This window comes from Cronobacter condimenti 1330 (genome assembly GCF_001277255.1).
Taxonomy (GTDB): domain Bacteria; phylum Pseudomonadota; class Gammaproteobacteria; order Enterobacterales; family Enterobacteriaceae; genus Cronobacter; species Cronobacter condimenti.
This window is the reverse complement of sequence record NZ_CP012264.1, coordinates 3,775,532-3,791,251: the sequence shown is the minus strand read 5'-3', so window position 1 is coordinate 3,791,251 and position 15,720 is coordinate 3,775,532. Positions and strand designations below refer to the sequence as shown.

General features: G+C 56.3%; 19 protein-coding genes. 9 read left to right on the top strand and 10 right to left on the bottom strand.

The genetic code is table 11. The features are described from left to right. Positions 1-133: 133 nt before the first annotated feature. Positions 134-409, bottom strand: a complete 276-nt coding sequence (locus tag AFK62_RS17385) for a YdgH/BhsA/McbA family protein (RefSeq protein WP_007678810.1) — start codon at positions 407-409, stop codon at positions 134-136. A 136-nt stretch (positions 410-545) separates the two neighbouring features. Next, entirely contained in the window at positions 546-854 is a 309-nt protein-coding gene (bsmA, locus tag AFK62_RS17380) for a biofilm peroxide resistance protein BsmA (RefSeq protein ID WP_032984789.1), read from the bottom strand. A gap of 212 nt (positions 855-1,066) precedes the next feature. Here bsmA and yjfP point away from each other — a divergent pair, with 212 nt between their 5' ends. From yjfP to rplI, 5 genes are all read left to right on the top strand, one after another. Further along, positions 1,067-1,813, top strand: a complete 747-nt coding sequence (gene yjfP / locus AFK62_RS17375; RefSeq protein ID WP_007678805.1) for an esterase — start codon at positions 1,067-1,069, stop codon at positions 1,811-1,813. Between the two features lie 159 nt (positions 1,814-1,972). Beyond that, positions 1,973-2,368, top strand: a complete 396-nt coding sequence (rpsF, locus tag AFK62_RS17370; protein WP_007678802.1) for a 30S ribosomal protein S6 — start codon at positions 1,973-1,975, stop codon at positions 2,366-2,368. 5 nt (positions 2,369-2,373) lie between these two features. Next, entirely contained in the window at positions 2,374-2,688 is a 315-nt protein-coding gene (priB, locus tag AFK62_RS17365; protein WP_032966206.1) for a primosomal replication protein N, read from the top strand. Between the two features lie 4 nt (positions 2,689-2,692). Then, positions 2,693-2,920, top strand: a complete 228-nt coding sequence (gene rpsR / locus AFK62_RS17360; protein WP_000135199.1) for a 30S ribosomal protein S18 — start codon at positions 2,693-2,695, stop codon at positions 2,918-2,920. Between the two features lie 41 nt (positions 2,921-2,961). Next, positions 2,962-3,411 carry a 50S ribosomal protein L9 gene (gene rplI / locus AFK62_RS17355; protein WP_007678799.1) on the top strand — a complete coding sequence of 150 codons (450 nt, stop codon included), beginning with the start codon at positions 2,962-2,964 and terminating at the stop codon, positions 3,409-3,411. A gap of 73 nt (positions 3,412-3,484) precedes the next feature. Here rplI and AFK62_RS17350 read toward each other — a convergent pair whose 3' ends face one another. Further along, entirely contained in the window at positions 3,485-4,063 is a 579-nt protein-coding gene (locus AFK62_RS17350) for an OapA family protein (RefSeq protein WP_007678797.1), read from the bottom strand. Positions 4,064-4,264: 201 nt separating this feature from the next. On the opposite strand from AFK62_RS17350, the gene fklB reads away from it, so the two are divergent. Together fklB and cycA are read left to right on the top strand one after the other, a co-directional pair. Next, positions 4,265-4,885, top strand: coding sequence for an FKBP-type peptidyl-prolyl cis-trans isomerase (gene fklB / locus AFK62_RS17345; protein ID WP_007709296.1), 621 nt, complete (start codon positions 4,265-4,267; stop codon positions 4,883-4,885). A gap of 289 nt (positions 4,886-5,174) precedes the next feature. Further along, positions 5,175-6,587, top strand: coding sequence for a D-serine/D-alanine/glycine transporter (gene cycA, locus AFK62_RS17340; RefSeq protein ID WP_007678791.1), 1,413 nt, complete (start codon positions 5,175-5,177; stop codon positions 6,585-6,587). Positions 6,588-6,654: 67 nt separating this feature from the next. Here the strand turns inward: cycA and ytfE are convergent, their stop codons facing one another. Next, positions 6,655-7,320 (bottom strand): iron-sulfur cluster repair protein YtfE, encoded by a 666-nt coding sequence (ytfE, locus tag AFK62_RS17335; RefSeq protein WP_007678788.1) that lies wholly within the window; start codon positions 7,318-7,320, stop codon positions 6,655-6,657. 243 nt (positions 7,321-7,563) lie between these two features. On the opposite strand from ytfE, the gene AFK62_RS17330 reads away from it, so the two are divergent. After that, positions 7,564-9,240 carry a methyl-accepting chemotaxis protein gene (locus tag AFK62_RS17330; RefSeq protein WP_007678786.1) on the top strand — a complete coding sequence of 559 codons (1,677 nt, stop codon included), beginning with the start codon at positions 7,564-7,566 and terminating at the stop codon, positions 9,238-9,240. Between the two features lie 31 nt (positions 9,241-9,271). Here the strand turns inward: AFK62_RS17330 and AFK62_RS17325 are convergent, their stop codons facing one another. From AFK62_RS17325 to AFK62_RS17305, 5 genes are all read right to left on the bottom strand, one after another. Beyond that, a complete protein-coding gene (locus AFK62_RS17325) occupies positions 9,272-10,231 on the bottom strand; it encodes a DMT family transporter (RefSeq protein ID WP_032984802.1) in 960 nt (319 codons plus the stop codon). A 79-nt stretch (positions 10,232-10,310) separates the two neighbouring features. Continuing rightward, a complete protein-coding gene (locus AFK62_RS17320) occupies positions 10,311-10,892 on the bottom strand; it encodes a DUF1349 domain-containing protein (RefSeq protein ID WP_007678783.1) in 582 nt (193 codons plus the stop codon). Between the two features lie 59 nt (positions 10,893-10,951). Continuing rightward, positions 10,952-11,776 carry an AraC family transcriptional regulator gene (locus AFK62_RS17315; RefSeq protein WP_007678780.1) on the bottom strand — a complete coding sequence of 275 codons (825 nt, stop codon included), beginning with the start codon at positions 11,774-11,776 and terminating at the stop codon, positions 10,952-10,954. Positions 11,777-11,861: 85 nt separating this feature from the next. Then, the gene (locus AFK62_RS17310; RefSeq protein WP_007678778.1) at positions 11,862-12,233 is read right to left on the bottom strand and encodes a lysozyme inhibitor LprI family protein; all 372 of its coding nucleotides are present in this window, start codon (positions 12,231-12,233) and stop codon (positions 11,862-11,864) included. Positions 12,234-12,340: 107 nt separating this feature from the next. After that, positions 12,341-13,195 carry an SDR family oxidoreductase gene (locus AFK62_RS17305; RefSeq protein WP_007678776.1) on the bottom strand — a complete coding sequence of 285 codons (855 nt, stop codon included), beginning with the start codon at positions 13,193-13,195 and terminating at the stop codon, positions 12,341-12,343. Between the two features lie 89 nt (positions 13,196-13,284). Here AFK62_RS17305 and AFK62_RS17300 point away from each other — a divergent pair, with 89 nt between their 5' ends. Further along, positions 13,285-13,665 (top strand): winged helix-turn-helix transcriptional regulator, encoded by a 381-nt coding sequence (locus tag AFK62_RS17300; protein WP_007678758.1) that lies wholly within the window; start codon positions 13,285-13,287, stop codon positions 13,663-13,665. A gap of 77 nt (positions 13,666-13,742) precedes the next feature. Here AFK62_RS17300 and AFK62_RS17295 read toward each other — a convergent pair whose 3' ends face one another. After that, the gene (locus tag AFK62_RS17295) at positions 13,743-15,686 is read right to left on the bottom strand and encodes a bifunctional 2',3'-cyclic-nucleotide 2'-phosphodiesterase/3'-nucleotidase (protein WP_007678756.1); all 1,944 of its coding nucleotides are present in this window, start codon (positions 15,684-15,686) and stop codon (positions 13,743-13,745) included. Positions 15,687-15,720: the final 34 nt, after the last annotated feature.

Sequence of the window (15,720 nt, the reverse complement as noted above, 5' to 3'; positions counted from 1 at the left end):
GCGCGAATATTCCGCACCTTCAACGGCACTTATGCGATAACATTTAGTGGCTATATGTAACGATTTGTTTCAAGTAAATTTGACGTAGATCATTGCAAGGGCAAATAAAAAACAGAATTTAACTAAAGAACGTTCAGCTATAGATAATTGCCTGCACCTGCCAGTTATCAGGGCGATGGTTTTCATGCATCTGAATAATTCGATAATAAGCCGCGCCCTGTTCATCCGCTTTATATGCAATGACTTTCTCAATCTCCTGCGGCGTACCGGAAATATCATTTACCGAGATAACGCCAATTTCATTTAAGCCTGTTACCCGGTCGGCATTCACTTCCTCAGCAGACTGTGCGGAAGTGCTAATCAGACCCGCAGATAACAACAGCGACGTTAAAGCCAGCGATCGTTTCATTGTCAGCTCCCTTATACACTTTTTTCGTCAATGCCGCGCTCCGGTTCCCGGCGCAGTCCGAAAGCTATTGTGCAGGAGGTACGATCAATGCACGCAAAGCAGTGTAAATTTCGCTAAATAAAACGACGGCTTACGCTTACTTTCGGTACAGAATCGCCTGCGCGTGCCAGCGCCCTGGCAGTAGGGTATCGTCGTTGGCTATCACCACGTAATAATCGGCGCCCGCCGCGCCCGCCTGTGCGGCAATATCACGCAGCGCATCATCGGGCGAGCCATACTGCAAAGTAGTGATAGTGCCCATTTTGGTCAGGCCCTGCGTCTGGTAGCGCTGGATTTCCTGCGGACGGTCCAGAACAGGCGGCGCAGGCTGCGGCGTGCCTTGCAGCGTACTGCACGCGGTGAGTGTCGTGACCATCAATAAAGGCATCAGCCATCGCATATGCATTCTCGTTACCTCAGGCATTAATTGTAGAGAGTGTAAGGGAATAAGCCCCGTGAATATCCCGGTTCTGCCGGGTAAGGCGCGCTTTTGACAGGGAAAAAGCGCAAAAGCGTAATCCATCTCTCAACACGACAAATTCCCATGCGCATTGCGCTCAGGTGTGCATCGTGGCATACCAGCCGAAGCGATGTTTTGCAGGAGAGCAGGAGATAAGTATGATCGAAATTTCAACGCGGCAATTTGCCGGTATTGAAGCGCTGTATGCTGCGCCCGCCGACGCGGAAAATCACGCCCTGCCGACAGTGTTGTTTTATCACGGCTTTACCTCATCCAAAACGGTCTACAGCTATTTCGCTGTGGCGCTGGCGCAGGCCGGATTTCGGGTGATTATGCCGGATGCGCCGGATCATGGCGCACGCTTTAGCGGCGACGCGGCGCACCGAATGACGCAGTTTTGGCAGATCCTGCATGCGACTATCACGGAATACCCGGCGCTGCGTGATGCGCTGCGCGAGCAGGGAATAACGGGCGAGAGCGGGCTTGCGATTGGCGGCGCGTCGATGGGAGCGATGACCGCGCTTGGTATTATGACGCATCACCCTGAGGTGCGGGCCGTCGCGGCGTTAATGGGCTCAGGCTATTTCACCTCGCTTTCCCGCACGCTGTTTCCACCGCAGGCTGAAGAGGCACAAGCTATCGCCGCCGCGCTGGCACCGTGGGATGTCGAAGCGCAACTGGCGCGTGTCGCAGACCGCCCGCTTCTGCTCTGGCATGGCGAAGAGGATGATGTCGTGCCCGCCTCGCAAAGCTTTCGTTTAGCGGCCGAACTGCTCGAACAGAAACTGAATGCGCATCTTACCTGCCTCTGGCAGCCAGGCGTGAAACACCGCATTACGCCTGAAGCGCTGGAGGCGACGGTCGCGTTTTTCAGCCGTTATTTTCAGGCCCATCAGGGCGCATAAACCCCAGTTGCGCTTTTTTTTACCAGTAGCCTTGAGTTTGCCAGGCCCCGCAAGTAGAATGACGCGTCAATTTTTCGGCCGCCCATTAACACGTTCCTTGCCTCCCCGGGCCGCGGCTGACCCAGACAGGAGGCTGAATAATCCGTAAGGAGCAATTCGATGCGTCATTACGAAATCGTTTTTATGGTCCATCCTGACCAGAGCGAACAGGTTCCGGGTATGATCGAGCGTTACACTGGTGCTATCACTGGTGCTGAAGGCACGATCCACCGTCTGGAAGACTGGGGCCGCCGTCAGCTGGCTTACCCGATCAACAAACTGCACAAAGCACATTACGTTCTGATGAACGTTGAAGCGCCGCAGGAAGTTATCGATGAGCTGGAAACTAACTTCCGCTTCAACGATGCCGTTATCCGCAGCATGGTTATGCGTACCAAGCACGCCGTAACTGAAGCATCTCCGATGGTTAAAGCGAAAGACGAGCGCCGCGAGCGTCGCGATGATTTCGCTAACGAAACCGCTGATGATGCTGAAGCTGGGGATTCTGAAGAGTAATTCTGATGGCCAACCGCCTGGTGTTGTCCGGCACCGTGTGCAGGGCACCCCTTCGTAAGGTCAGCCCATCAGGAATTCCTCATTGCCAGTTCGTGCTTGAGCATCGTTCTGTGCAGGAGGAGGCCGGTTTCCACCGGCAGGCGTGGTGTCAGATGCCTGTAATAATCAGCGGGCACGAGAACCAGGCCATTACTCACAGTATAACGGTCGGTACGGCAGTTACCGTTCAGGGGTTCATCAGTTGCCACAAGGCAAAGAACGGACTGAGCAAAATGGTACTGCATGCCGAGCAGATTGAATTGATAGATTCTGGAGACTAGCCAAATGGCACGTTATTTCCGTCGTCGCAAGTTCTGCCGTTTCACCGCGGAAGGCGTTCAAGAGATCGACTATAAAGATATCGCTACGCTGAAAAACTACATCACCGAAAGCGGTAAGATTGTCCCGAGCCGTATCACCGGTACCCGTGCAAAATACCAGCGTCAGCTGGCTCGCGCTATCAAACGCGCTCGCTACCTGTCCCTGCTGCCGTACACTGATCGTCATCAGTAATCGGTCACGGTCCATTAATACGACTTTGAGAGGATAAGGTAATGCAAGTTATTCTGCTTGATAAAGTAGCAAACCTGGGCAGCCTGGGCGACCAGGTAAACGTTAAAGCGGGCTACGCTCGTAACTTCCTGGTACCGCAGGGCAAAGCTGTCCCGGCTACCAAGAAAAACGTTGAGTTCTTCGAAGCACGTCGCGCTGAACTGGAAGCCAAACTGGCTGACGTTCTGTCCGCTGCTGAAGCTCGCGCAGAGAAAATCAATGCGCTGGGCACCGTTACCATCGCGTCCAAAGCGGGCGACGAAGGTAAACTGTTCGGTTCCATCGGTACTCGCGACATCGCTGACGCTGTAACTGCAGCTGGCGTTGAAGTGGCTAAGAGCGAAGTTCGTCTGCCGAACGGCGTTCTGCGTACCACTGGCGAACACGAAGTGGACTTCCAGGTTCACAGCGAAGTATTCGCTAAACTGACTGTAAACGTGGTTGCTGAGTAATTTCTTACTCAACCTGCACGTAAAAACGCCGGCCTTGTGCCGGCGTTTTGCTTTTCTGGCCCATGGAAAAGGCTCAGCGCACGCGCAGGAAGCTGCCGTCCGGCTGGCGCGTAAAGAGCACCTGCTGATTGTCGCTGGTATCAATCGTCAGCGCCGTCACCACACCGCTGGCATTCTGCCGCACCTGCACCATTTGTCCCTGCTGAAGATTACTGAGCGGCTTGCCGTTGCCTTCCACTTTCGCCATGGCGTAGACATCTTCCGGCGGCAGGTTATGGTCACGGAACAGTTGCGCCAGCGTTTTGCCTGATTCGACGCGATAGGTGCGCCACTGCTGTTCGATATCGTTATTCTGAAAAGGTTGTACCGGCGCGCTGGAAGAAGGCGCCTGTGCGGGCGCGTCCGGCGTCTCTTCCGGGGCGATCGCCTGCGGCTGCAACGGGGGTTCCGGCGTATGGCTAAATTCAAGCTCTGCGTCGCGGCGCTGCGGAGTATCGGGTTCGTCGGGAGAAGGCCATAAAAAGCACAGTATGATGACTATCGCGCACAGAATAATGCCGCGTCGGTGCGCAGGGGGCAGCGGCTCCATCAGGCGGATATGGTCCGGGGCGTGCCATACCTGCGCCAGCAGCGGTTTAATTCGTCCAGGCATGTCTTCTCCTCATTCACACAAACGCTATCACCGCGCCAGTGTATCATTATAGCGTTCTAACTGTTTGATGCCGGTAGTAAAGCGCGCATTCGTGAGCGCGATGGCATCCCCGACAATACCACCATGCCGGAGGATTATTTTACCCGACGTGGCGCTGCTGTTATGCTGCCCGCTAATTTTCCCATTGAGAAAGGATAACCCATGACAACCCCTTCTTTTGACACCATCGAAGCGCAGGCAAGCTACGGTATTGGCTTACAGGTCGGACAGCAACTGCGTGAGTCAGGCTTACAAGGGCTGCTGCCGGAAGCGCTGGTGGCGGGGCTGCGTGACGCGCTGGAAGGTAATCAGCCTGCCGTTCCCGTTGATGTGGTACACCGCGCACTGCGTGAAATTCATGAACGCGCCGATGCGGTACGCCGTGAACGCCAGCAGGAAATGGCGGTAGAAGGCCAGAAATACCTGGACGAAAACCGTGAGCGCGACGGGGTAAACAGCACCGAATCTGGTCTGCAATTCCGCGTCCTGACTCAGGGTGAAGGCCCGATCCCTTCCCGTAAAGATCGCGTACGCGTGCATTACACCGGCAAACTTATCGACGGCACGGTTTTTGACAGCTCAGTGGCGCGCGGCGAACCGGCGGAATTCCCGGTCAGTGGCGTTATCGCAGGCTGGATCGAAGCGCTGACCCTGATGCCGGTCGGCTCAAAATGGGAACTGACTATCCCGCATAACCTGGCTTATGGCGAGCGCGGCGCTGGTGCGTCTATTCCGCCTTTCAGCACGCTGGTGTTCGAAGTTGAACTGCTGGAAATCCTGTAAAGGTTCCGCTCTCCCCGCTTCGGCGGGGATTTGTTTTCCCCTAAGTGAAATAGCGCGATTTTATTTTGATAATAAGCGTAATGCGGGTATTTTTGTGATGCATTTCGCGAAGTGAAAGTGATTTGCCACCCATTTTAAACATAAAATTAACATTATATTTAAATCTTAGTATTCAACCCTCCGGTTCTTACCTAATATCGATGATGTTTTTGCCAAGAGCATCGTCATTTCGACGCGTAAATAGAGGCCAGCAGAGCCTCAACAACACAGACAGGTACAGGAAATAAACATGTCAGATCAGATCAAAGTGGCTGACGCTGCTGAGGCTCCGGCTGAGCAGTCGCTACGGCGTAATCTCACGAATCGTCATATTCAGTTGATTGCTATCGGCGGCGCTATCGGCACCGGGTTGTTTATGGGTTCCGGCAAAACGATTAGTCTCGCTGGCCCGTCGATCATTTTTGTTTATATGATCATCGGCTTTATGCTGTTTTTCGTGATGCGGGCGATGGGGGAGCTGCTGCTCTCCAATCTTGAATATAAATCCTTCAGCGATTTCGCTGCCGATTTACTGGGCCCGTGGGCCGGGTATTTCACCGGCTGGACATACTGGTTCTGCTGGGTCGTAACCGGCATGGCGGATGTCGTGGCGATCACCGCCTATGCGCAGTTCTGGTTCCCGGGCCTATCTGATTGGGTCGCATCGCTGGCGGTCGTTGTACTGCTGCTCTCGCTTAACCTTGCAACCGTGAAGATGTTCGGCGAAATGGAATTCTGGTTTGCGATGATTAAAATCGTCGCGATCGTCGCGCTCATCGTGGTGGGGCTTGGAATGGTGCTGATGCACTTTAAATCCCCGACCGGCGTTGAAGCCTCTTTCTCACACCTGTGGAATGAAGGCGGCTGGTTCCCGAAAGGACTGAGCGGGTTCTTTGCAGGCTTCCAGATAGCGGTCTTCGCGTTTGTCGGTATTGAACTGGTGGGCACGACTGCGGCCGAAACCAAAGACCCGGAAAAATCGCTGCCGCGCGCGATCAACTCCATTCCCATTCGCATCATCATGTTCTACGTCTTCGCGCTCATCATTATTATGTCCGTGACGCCGTGGAGCTCCGTCGTGCCGACCAAGAGCCCGTTTGTGGAACTTTTTGTGCTGGTTGGCCTGCCGGCCGCTGCGAGCCTGATTAACTTCGTCGTGCTGACATCGGCTGCGTCTTCTGCTAACAGCGGCGTCTTCTCCACCAGCCGTATGCTGTACGGTCTGGCGCAGGACGGCGTGGCGCCGAAGGCGTTCGCAAAGCTCTCTAAACGCGCCGTACCGGCGAAAGGGCTGACGTTCTCCTGCATCTGCCTGCTGGGCGGCGTCGTGATGCTCTACATTAATCCGAACGTCATTACGGCATTCACGATGATCACCACGGTCTCGGCGATCCTCTTTATGTTCGTCTGGACTATCATCCTGTGCTCTTACCTGGTTTACCGTAAGCAGCGCCCGGAACTGCATCAGAAATCTATTTACAAGATGCCGCTGGGGAAAGTGATGTGCTGGGTTTGCATGGCGTTCTTCGTGTTCGTTATTGCGCTATTGACGCTGGAAGATGATACCCGTCAGGCGCTGCTCGTCACGCCGCTGTGGTTTATTGTGCTGGGCGTCTGCTGGTTGTTTATCGGCAAGAAACGACTGGCTAAATTTCGCCAGTAAGCCATAAAAAAGGGCCCGCGTATCGGGCCCAAAAGGTCAAGTTACTGAGGCGCTCGACAGGGCGCCTTTATTTTTCGCCTGCGAGGGCACGCGGGAAAAGATTATTGTTTTCGAGGCTGATGTGGTTCATCAGATCGTCGATCAGCTCATTAATGCCGTTGTACATCGCCCGCCAGGTGGTGCAGGCTTCCGGCGGCGGCGTCACGTTGTTGGTGGTGTGCTTAATAACTTCCAGCAGTTCGCCCGCCTCGTCATGCTCACTTTCCATCACGCTAATCGGGCCCATTGCCTGGCTGCCCATCCCCTGTTTAATCATCGGGAACAGCACACGCTCTTCTTTCATCATGTGGCTGCTTAGCTCTTCATGCAGCATTGTCAGGTATTTGGCGAGGCCCTTCGGTACACCGGGCTTATCAGCATGGACGCGTTCGACTTTGGTGGCCTGCAAAATCAGCTCAGGGAGCTGCTCGCGGTGGCGATCGTGATAGCGCACGATGATGTGATCGATGATTTCAGCGAGCGGCGCGGCTTTCCAGTCTTTCTCTAATGGCATGGCAGCAAGTGTCGCCAGTTCGCTTTCAATCGTGTCTACATCAAGATCCTGGCGTGTCGCGGCGCGCAGCAGCGTCTGTTTGCCGCCACAACAGAAATCCAGGTTGTATTTACGGAACAGGGCGGAAGCGCGGGGGATGGTTAACGCCAGTTCGCCAAGGGGTTGGTCGCGGAAGGCCATAGCAGTACCTCACTCATCATTTGTATAAGATGCATATTAAATGCATCTTTAAGGCGAGGCTATAACCCTTTAGAGGAGGGGGATAAAAGTGAGAGGTGCGTCACAAAAAAATTTTCATAACTAAACTGCTGATAGCTATTAGGAAATTATTGGCAACCGCGCTGCGCCGGGGCGGGCGTATTAAATAACCCGAATGACCTGCCGATAGATACACATCAGATTACACCTGCATTAAGGCCATTCATGTTTAAACGTATAAAAGTCATAACCCTTTTAATCACTGTATTGCTCGTTCTGGGCGCGATGCAGCTTATCGCTGCAGGCGTTTTCATCGCAGCGCTCAATAACGACAAAGACAACTTCAATGTGTCGCAAATCTCCAGCAAGAACGTGGCAGAATTTACCGATGCGTGGATTAGCCTCAACCAGACTCGCGTGACGCTAAACCGCGGCATGTTGCGTCTGCAAAGCAGCATGGCGAGCCAGATCAACGGCGGGCAGCTTGATGAGCTGGTTAAAACCGCTAACGAGCTGCTGGCGGACGCGAAGCAGCATTACGACAAATACTATGCGCTGCCAGAAACGCCGGGCATGGATGAGCATGTAGTGGATCGTCTGGAAGAGCAGTATCGCGTTTACTCCACAACGCTCGCGCAGATGAACAAATTCCTGGGCGAAGGCAAGCTGGAAGAGATGTTCAAACAGAACGCCGAGCAGAAGCAGAATGCGATGCAGGATGTTTATCGCGAATGGCGCGCTGCGCAGGCGAAGCTCTCCAACCAGGGCGTGAAGGATAACGAAAGCGACTATCAGCGTATTCTGTGGATCCTCTCTGTCATTATGGTGATGGTAATCGCCGTGATTATTGTCAGCTGGGTCGCGATGCGCCGCGTGCTCCTGCTGCCGCTGCATGATGTCATTGGTCACATTCGCGCGATCGCCGCAGGGGATCTGACGCAGACTGTCGACGCGCACGGCAACAACGAAATGGCGCTGCTGGCGCGTAACGTGCACGAGATGCAGCAGGCGCTGGCACGCACCGTCAGCACCGTTCGCGACAGCACCGACACCATCTTTACTGGCGCGAGCGAAATCTCCGCAGGCAGCAACGATCTCTCTTCCCGTACCGAGCAGCAGGCCGCGTCACTGGAAGAAACCGCCGCCAGCATGGAAGAGCTTACCGCCACCGTGAAACAGAACGCCGACAACGCCCGTCAGGCAACGCAACTGGCGCGTACCGCGTCGGAAACTGCGCTGAAAGGCGGTGAGGTGGTTGATGGTGTGGTACGTACGATGGATGAAATTGCCTCCAGCTCTAACCAGATTGCGCAAATCACCAATGTGATTGACGGTATCGCGTTCCAGACTAACATCCTCGCGCTCAACGCGGCGGTGGAAGCGGCACGCGCCGGCGAACAGGGCCGCGGCTTCGCGGTAGTGGCCGGTGAAGTCCGTACGCTTGCGAGCCGCAGCGCCCAGGCCGCAAAAGAGATCAAAGCGCTTATCGAAAACTCCGGCAACCGCGTTGATGCGGGCTCGCAGCTGGTACGCGAAGCGGGTGAAACCATGAAAGAAGTGGTTGGTGCGGTGACCCGCGTGACCGATATCATGGGTGAAATCGCCTCGGCGTCCGACGAGCAGAGCCGCGGTATCGACCAGGTGGGCCTTGCAGTTTCCGAGATGGATAAAGTGACGCAGCAGAACGCCGCGCTGGTGGAAGAATCCGCCGCCGCCGCCGCCGCCCTGGAAGATCAGGCTGGCAAACTGAACGAAGCGGTCGCTGTATTCAAACTCAACCGCATCCAGGCACCCCTGGCAAGCGCGACGCTGAAGGCACCGTCCTTCAGCGCGCCAGCGACTGGGGCGAGCCTGAAAGCCGCCCCGGCAGGCGGCGGCAGCGACAACTGGGAAACCTTCTAAGCCTCAGGGCCCGTCATCGACGGGCCTTTTTTTATCGCGCTTCCTGCGGCGCGACCGGCACGATTTTCACCCGCACCGCCATCACCACGCCCAGCGCCAGCAGGGCAATGCCTGTCACGGTCAGGAGTGGCGGCAGGCTCTGGCGCAGCAAAAAGGTATAGAGCAGCCCGGCCAGTGTTTCAAAAACAATAAGCGGCCCCAGGATCACGGTCGGCAACCGCTGGCTCGCGATATTCCAGCATAGCGCGCCAATCCAGGAGCAGCAGAGCGCAATCGCCACCATCAAGGCAATAAACACGCCAGGACGCGGCCCAAAAGGCAGCGCGAAGGCGCTGTTATCCGCCGCAAGCCACCCACATGCCGCGATATACCCGATAAGCGAGACCGGCAGCGTCACCAGCCCCTGCGCGGTCGCCCACATCATCGGATGTTTATCAGGGTTTTCACGCAGCCAGCGCGCGTTACGCAGCGCATACCACGCCCAGCAAATGACCGAAACCACCGCCAGCGCGATACCGCTGGCGTAACGGGCTGGCGTAAAGCCCGGCAGGCCGTGGCGCAGTTCGGCGAAATTAACGCAGAGTAGCCCGCAAAATATCGCCGCCAGCGCCGGAAAGAGTCGTCGCCACGGCAGGTGGCCATCACGTCGACTGTAAAGCAGGTTCGCAAAAACCGGAATGACGACCGGCAGCGTGCCGATAATCATCGTAGAGACGGGTGCTCCGGTACGCTGAATGGCGCTTGCGAGGCAGACGTAATAGATAAGATTGCCCATCATGGTGAGCGCCAGCGCCGTCAGCCAGTCGCGCCGGGTGAGCTGTTTCAACCGCCGCCGTCCGGCCCACGCCAGTGGCAGCGCCAGCAGCCCCAGCGCCAGATACCGCCCCATCGACTGCAATACGGCCGGGTATTCCGGCACTAATAACGGGCCGACGAAAATCAGCCCCCACATCAGTCCTGCCAGTAGGGCATAAAACACGCCTGTTAACATCATCACCACCCACTTCGCTATTCAGCGCATGAGTGTAGCGGCGGGTGAAAACGCGCGTCTTGTACCAGCTTGCTGCGCATCAACTGAGATCGTGCAGATCTTTGCCGTTGGGCGGCCCGAGACGAATATCTGAGAAGACCACGTTCAGCCCGCCGCGCGTTGGCGAACAGCACATCGCGCCCAGAAAATAGCGTTCGGCATCCGGGAACGGGCACAGGCGCAACAGCGGCCAGGTTTCGCCGTCGGTGGAATATTGCAAGCGCAGGCAATGGTTCTGGTGCGTCAGGCGCAGCCAGAAATGGTTCTGCGCTGCGGGAAAAATCCCGGTCGCCCAGTCGGAGCGCTCAAGCGTCAGCACGCTGCCTATCATCGGCTGCGCGTCGTTAAATTCTATGCCCGCCTTTAGCCAGTGCTGTTCATCAATCATCAGCATCACGCCCGCCTGGTCATACAGCGTGGTGAAATCGCCCTCGACACGGACTTCAAACGTAAAATCGCCGGTCACGTCGATGCCAAAGACATGACCGGAATGACGCTGAAAACCATACCAGGTGGTTTGCCAGAAATCGGTTTGGGTATCGGTCGTGACATGCAGCGCGTTAGATTCACGCTGCCAGTGCGCGGGTTCGTTAAGCCAGCGCCAGTTCGCCAGAGTGTCCATGAAAGTTTTCCGTTTCCGAATGTGCCTGAATTATAGCCGGGGACGATGCAAACGGGGGATTAGCGTGCCACCTGTTTCTGGTAGCGGGCAGGGGTAATGCCGTAGCGGCGGGTAAAGGCGCGGGTGAGGTGCGACTGATCCGTCAGCCCTGCGGCGGCGGCGACATCGGCGGCGGGCATACCAGCGGCGAGAAACTGCTTGGCGCGCCACAGCCGCACCGCCATTAGCATCTGATGCGGCGTCACGTGATAGCGGGCTTTGAACCGCCGCTGAAAATGATACGGGCTGAGCGACGCCTCGGCGGCAATCTCCTCAAGCGTCAGCGGCTGCATATAATTTTCATAGAGGTAGTCGCGCACCCGGTCAAAACGATGTGCGCCTTCTGCCGGCGCCTGCGGAGCGTGGCGGGCATAAGGGCGGAATGTGTCGATGATATCCAGCAATAACCCCTGCTGCGCCAGCGCATCGGGGGCTGACCAGAGGGCGGCGATAAGCTCTCCGGTCTGTCGGGCGCGGGCCGGATCGTGACGCTCAACCTCGCCAAACCACCAGTGACGCTCGCCGGTAAGCTGCTCCAGCGTGTCGGGCTCAAGATAGATCATCCGGTAGCGCCAGCCCTGCTGGGTGGCCGCTTCGCCAGTGTGCAGCTCGTCCGGGTTCATGGTGACCAGTGAATTGACCGCCGCCACGTGCTGTGCGCCGCGATAGCGAAAGCGCTCAGCGCCCAGTTCGATGGCGCCGATGCCGAAAGCTTCATGGGTGTGAGGTTCGAAGGCGTAACGGGCGATATGGGCGTGATAAAGCTCAACGCCCGGCAGTGCGGACAACTGTCGGAAGCGGGCGCTGTCGCGTTCGTCGAGGAACTGCTCGGGTACGCCTTGCACGGTGGCTCTCCACTAAAGGTGAAGCCTCATTATAAGAACAACTACGGGCTTAGCCACCGGTATTAACAATTAATTAACTTTGCGGTTATTCGATGCGGGAGAGGTTAGCGTTATCGCAGCCCGCGTTACGGCATTCGCGCTCAATGCTTTTCAGCAACGCAATACGGGCCGCCATTTTCTCATTCGCGCAACCGAGCAGCAGCGTCGAGCCTTCTGCGCATTCGTGATCGCGCACTTTCAGCCATGAGATCTGGGCGTTTTTAACGATCTGTTTCTGCGCCGGAGAAAGCACCGACATGGTGTTTTTATATTGCTGGTTAAGGTCGCGGTCACCCTGAACCATTTCCAGCGCGGCGCAGTAAGTGGTGTCATACGGGCTGCGCGGGTTATCACAGCTCATTGACCATGCGGCGGCGCTGCTCAGCAGTAACGGAAGTGCGAGAAAGTATGCTTTCATGAGGATCCCTGTTTTACGTTTATTGTTTTTGCGCCTTCAGCAGGCGTGCGCATTGTAGCTGGCAGGCCCAGGGAAAGCAGCCTGCCAGATTACGTATGTGCGTTACGTTACGGTTTCAGCGTTGCGCGCAGGCTGGTTTCAAGCGGCGTGGTAGGGCGACCAATCAGTGCGCTGAGCTGGCGGCTGTCGTCAAACAGGCCGCCTTTAGACGCGCCGACGTCAGAGTTCGCCAGCAGTTTCGCAAAGCCTTCCGGCAGACCCGCGCCCGCAAGCGCCGCGGCGAAATCGGCTTCGCTCAGGTTCTGGTAAACCACGTTTTTACCGGTGGTCTGGCTTAAAAGCGCCGTGAGATCATTTAGCGTCCAGGCGTGGTCACCCGCCAGTTCATACACGCGCCCGCCCTGGTTTTCGAGCGTCAGCACTTTGGCGGCGGCATCCGCGTAATCCTGACGGCTTGCGGAAGCGATTTTCCCTTCACCGGCGCTGCCGATAAAGACGCCATGTTCAAGCGCTGGCGGCACGCTCGCCAGATAGTTCTCTGTATACCAGCCGTTACGCAGCAGCACGTAAGGGATGCCGGAATCGGCGAGCATTTTTTCGGTCGCAACGTGTTCATCCGCCAGGGCGAGCGGCGAACGGTCAGCATGCAGGAGGCTGGTGTAGGCAATCAGCGTAACCCCTGCGGCTTTGGCCGCGTCAATCACGTTGCGGTGCTGTGGCGCGCGCTGGCCCACTTCGCTTGAGGAGATGAGCAGCAGTTTTTCCACGCCTTCTAATGCTGCGGTGAGCGCCGCCACGTCGTTGTAGTCGGCGGCGCGTACCTGCACGCCTTTTTCCTGCAGGGCGGTGGCTTTCGCAGGGTTACGGACGATGGCCACGACATCCTTTGCCGCGACGGTGTTCAGAAGGGTGTGGATAACGCGCTGGCCGAGCTGGCCGGTGGCACCAGTAATCGCAATCATGGTCTTTTCCTTTGTCTGTGGTGTGTGTTGTGGCACACTATCACTCAAGCTAACTTTTAGTAAGTACGTACAAAAAGGTAAGTATCCCTATGACCGTTCCTGGCCTGAGTGAAAAGATGCGTGACGGTAATCTGTTTGCCGAAGAATGTCCGTCACGTGAGGTGTTAAAGCATGTGACCAGCCGCTGGGGCGTGCTGATTCTGGTGGCGTTACGCGACGGTACGCATCGCTTTAGCGATTTGCGCCGCAAAATGGGCGGCGTGAGCGAAAAGATGCTGGCGCAGTCGTTACAGGCGCTGGAGCAGGACGGCTTTGTCGATCGCGTGTCATACCCGGTGGTACCGCCGCATGTGGAGTACAGCCTGACGCCGCTTGGCGTGGAGGTGAGCGAGAAAGTGGTGGCGCTGGCAGACTGGATTGAGGTGCATACGCCGCAGGTCATCGCGAACCGCAACGAGCGCGCGGCGTAAAGGCCGGGTGGCGAGTGTGCCTTACCCGGCCGGCTTTCATTATCCAGTCTGGCTTTGAAACCCGCCCTGGACGGGCGTTATTTCGTCAGATCCAACTGATAAACCGCAAAACCGATGTCGTCTTTGCCGACGTTTTTCATCGGATACTGGGCTTTCTCTTTGATAAACGCGGCGGCTTTGTCGGAAGGCGACGTTTCAAAACGAATATCCAGTTTCTGGTGGCTTGCTATCGGCGCCAGTCGCCAGTTGTTATCCGCCGCCGGGTGGATTTCGCCCGCGCGTTTCGTTTCCGCCCCGATCCACGCCGCCAGGACCGCGCGGTTTTCATCCGGCGAGGCGAAGGCGATATGGCTGTCACCGGTGCCTGCGAATTTCCCGCCGTAGGCGCGATAGTTATTGGTCGCGACCAGGAACGTGGCTTTCGGGTCAATCGGCTTGCCGTTAAATGTCAGGTTTTTGATGCGTTCCGCTTTCGTGTTCACGGCCTGGCATTCGCCGTCATATTTCGCAGGCTGCGTTACGTCTATTTGATAATTCACGCCGTCAATGACATCAAAGTTATAGGTGCGGAACCCGTCCCAGTTCAGTAATGACTGTGGTTTCGTGCTGTTGACATCAATCTGGTTAAACTGCCCGGCGGAGCACTCCAGCCACTCTTTCACTTCCGCGCCCGTCGCTTTCACAACCACCAGCGTGTTGGGATAGAGATAGAGGTCGGCGGCGTTGCGAAACGTCAACTGGCCTTTTTCCACCTCGACGAAGCTTGCCGGATCGTTTTTACGTCCCCCTACCTTAAACGGCGCGGCGGCAGAGAGTACCGGCAGTTGCGCCAGATCCGGGTCGCCCTGAATGAAGTGTTCGACATACGCCTTTTGAGCGTTGTTCACCACCTGTACGGTCGGGTCATCCTGTACCAGCGCCAGATAGCTGTACATCGGATCGGCGGATTTCCCGACCGGCTGGCTGACAAATTCGCGTGTGGCGTCGTGATCGGCTTGCAGCACGCTCACCAGGTTTTTATCTTCCGCGACGAGCGATTTCTTCGCCTGCACGTCGTAGACAGGACGCGCTTCGGCTTTGCTTTGTGTGACTTTCCATTTGCCGCTGTCATTGTTCAGCACCAGATCAACGATCCCCAGATGATCGCCCCACATGCCCGGCATCACCGACGGCACGCCGTTGAGCGTACCCTGCGCGATGTCCGCACCTTTGATATTCGCGAAATCTTTACCCGGGAAGACAGCATGCGCGTGGCCGAACAGAATGGCATCAACGCCAGGCACCTGGCTTAAATAGTACACCGAGTTTTCTGCCATGGCTTTGTACGGCTCGGCAGAAAGGCCGGAGTGCGCGACCACCACCACCAGATCGGCCCCTTCCGCGCGCATTTGCGGTACATAGTGACGGGCGGTTTCGGTGATATCGTTGACGGTGACTTTGCCGTTCAGGTTTGCTTTATCCCAGGTCATGATTTGCGGCGGCACAAATCCGATGTAACCGATTTTAAGCGTGTGCGGCTTGCCGTCTTTGTCCTTCACCTGAGTTTCTTTAATCAGGTAAGGCGTGAAGAGCGGTTTCTGGGTTTTCGCGTCGATGATATTGGCGTTAACGTAAGGGAATTTTGCGCCTGAGAGCGCCTTATGCAGGTAGTCGAGGCCGTAGTTAAATTCATGGTTACCGAGGTTGCCGACGGCGTAATCCAGCGTGTTCATCGCTTTATACACCGGATGTACGTCGCCGTCTTTCAGGCCTTTCGCAGCCATGTAATCGCCAAGTGGGCTGCCCTGAATCAGATCGCCATTATCCACCAGCACGCTGTTGGCGGCTTCCTGGCGGGCGGCTTTGATTAAGCTTGCGGTTCGCACCAGGCCAAACTTCTCGGTCGGCGCGTCTTTGTAATAGTCAAAGTCCATCATGTTACTGTGCAGGTCAGTGGTCTCCATAATGCGCAGATCCACTGTGGCGGCGTTCACGCTGGCGGCAACCAGCGTGGCTATCATCGTTGCACTAAACTTAATCATTATGCAGGTCCTTTTTTTCAGAGCGAAGCCACAA

Excerpts from the sequence above, each read along its gene's own strand:
- rpsR (WP_000135199.1), top strand. The coding sequence starts at position 2,693 with ATGGCACGTTATTTCCGTCGTCGCAAGTTCTGCCGTTTCACCGCGGAA.
- yjfP (WP_007678805.1), top strand. The coding sequence starts at position 1,067 with ATGATCGAAATTTCAACGCGGCAATTTGCCGGTATTGAAGCGCTGTAT.
- fklB (WP_007709296.1), top strand. The coding sequence starts at position 4,265 with ATGACAACCCCTTCTTTTGACACCATCGAAGCGCAGGCAAGCTACGGT.
- bsmA (WP_032984789.1), bottom strand. The coding sequence starts at position 854 with ATGCATATGCGATGGCTGATGCCTTTATTGATGGTCACGACACTCACC.
- AFK62_RS17330 (WP_007678786.1), top strand. The coding sequence starts at position 7,564 with ATGTTTAAACGTATAAAAGTCATAACCCTTTTAATCACTGTATTGCTC.
- AFK62_RS17385 (WP_007678810.1), bottom strand. The coding sequence starts at position 409 with ATGAAACGATCGCTGGCTTTAACGTCGCTGTTGTTATCTGCGGGTCTG.
- priB (WP_032966206.1), top strand. The coding sequence starts at position 2,374 with ATGGCCAACCGCCTGGTGTTGTCCGGCACCGTGTGCAGGGCACCCCTT.
- cycA (WP_007678791.1), top strand. The coding sequence starts at position 5,175 with ATGTCAGATCAGATCAAAGTGGCTGACGCTGCTGAGGCTCCGGCTGAG.
- AFK62_RS17300 (WP_007678758.1), top strand. The coding sequence starts at position 13,285 with ATGACCGTTCCTGGCCTGAGTGAAAAGATGCGTGACGGTAATCTGTTT.
- AFK62_RS17320 (WP_007678783.1), bottom strand. The coding sequence starts at position 10,892 with ATGGACACTCTGGCGAACTGGCGCTGGCTTAACGAACCCGCGCACTGG.
- AFK62_RS17350 (WP_007678797.1), bottom strand. The coding sequence starts at position 4,063 with ATGCCTGGACGAATTAAACCGCTGCTGGCGCAGGTATGGCACGCCCCG.
- AFK62_RS17295 (WP_007678756.1), bottom strand. The coding sequence starts at position 15,686 with ATGATTAAGTTTAGTGCAACGATGATAGCCACGCTGGTTGCCGCCAGC.
- rpsF (WP_007678802.1), top strand. The coding sequence starts at position 1,973 with ATGCGTCATTACGAAATCGTTTTTATGGTCCATCCTGACCAGAGCGAA.
- AFK62_RS17305 (WP_007678776.1), bottom strand. The coding sequence starts at position 13,195 with ATGATTGCGATTACTGGTGCCACCGGCCAGCTCGGCCAGCGCGTTATC.
- ytfE (WP_007678788.1), bottom strand. The coding sequence starts at position 7,320 with ATGGCCTTCCGCGACCAACCCCTTGGCGAACTGGCGTTAACCATCCCC.
- AFK62_RS17325 (WP_032984802.1), bottom strand. The coding sequence starts at position 10,231 with ATGTTAACAGGCGTGTTTTATGCCCTACTGGCAGGACTGATGTGGGGG.
- rplI (WP_007678799.1), top strand. The coding sequence starts at position 2,962 with ATGCAAGTTATTCTGCTTGATAAAGTAGCAAACCTGGGCAGCCTGGGC.
- AFK62_RS17310 (WP_007678778.1), bottom strand. The coding sequence starts at position 12,233 with ATGAAAGCATACTTTCTCGCACTTCCGTTACTGCTGAGCAGCGCCGCC.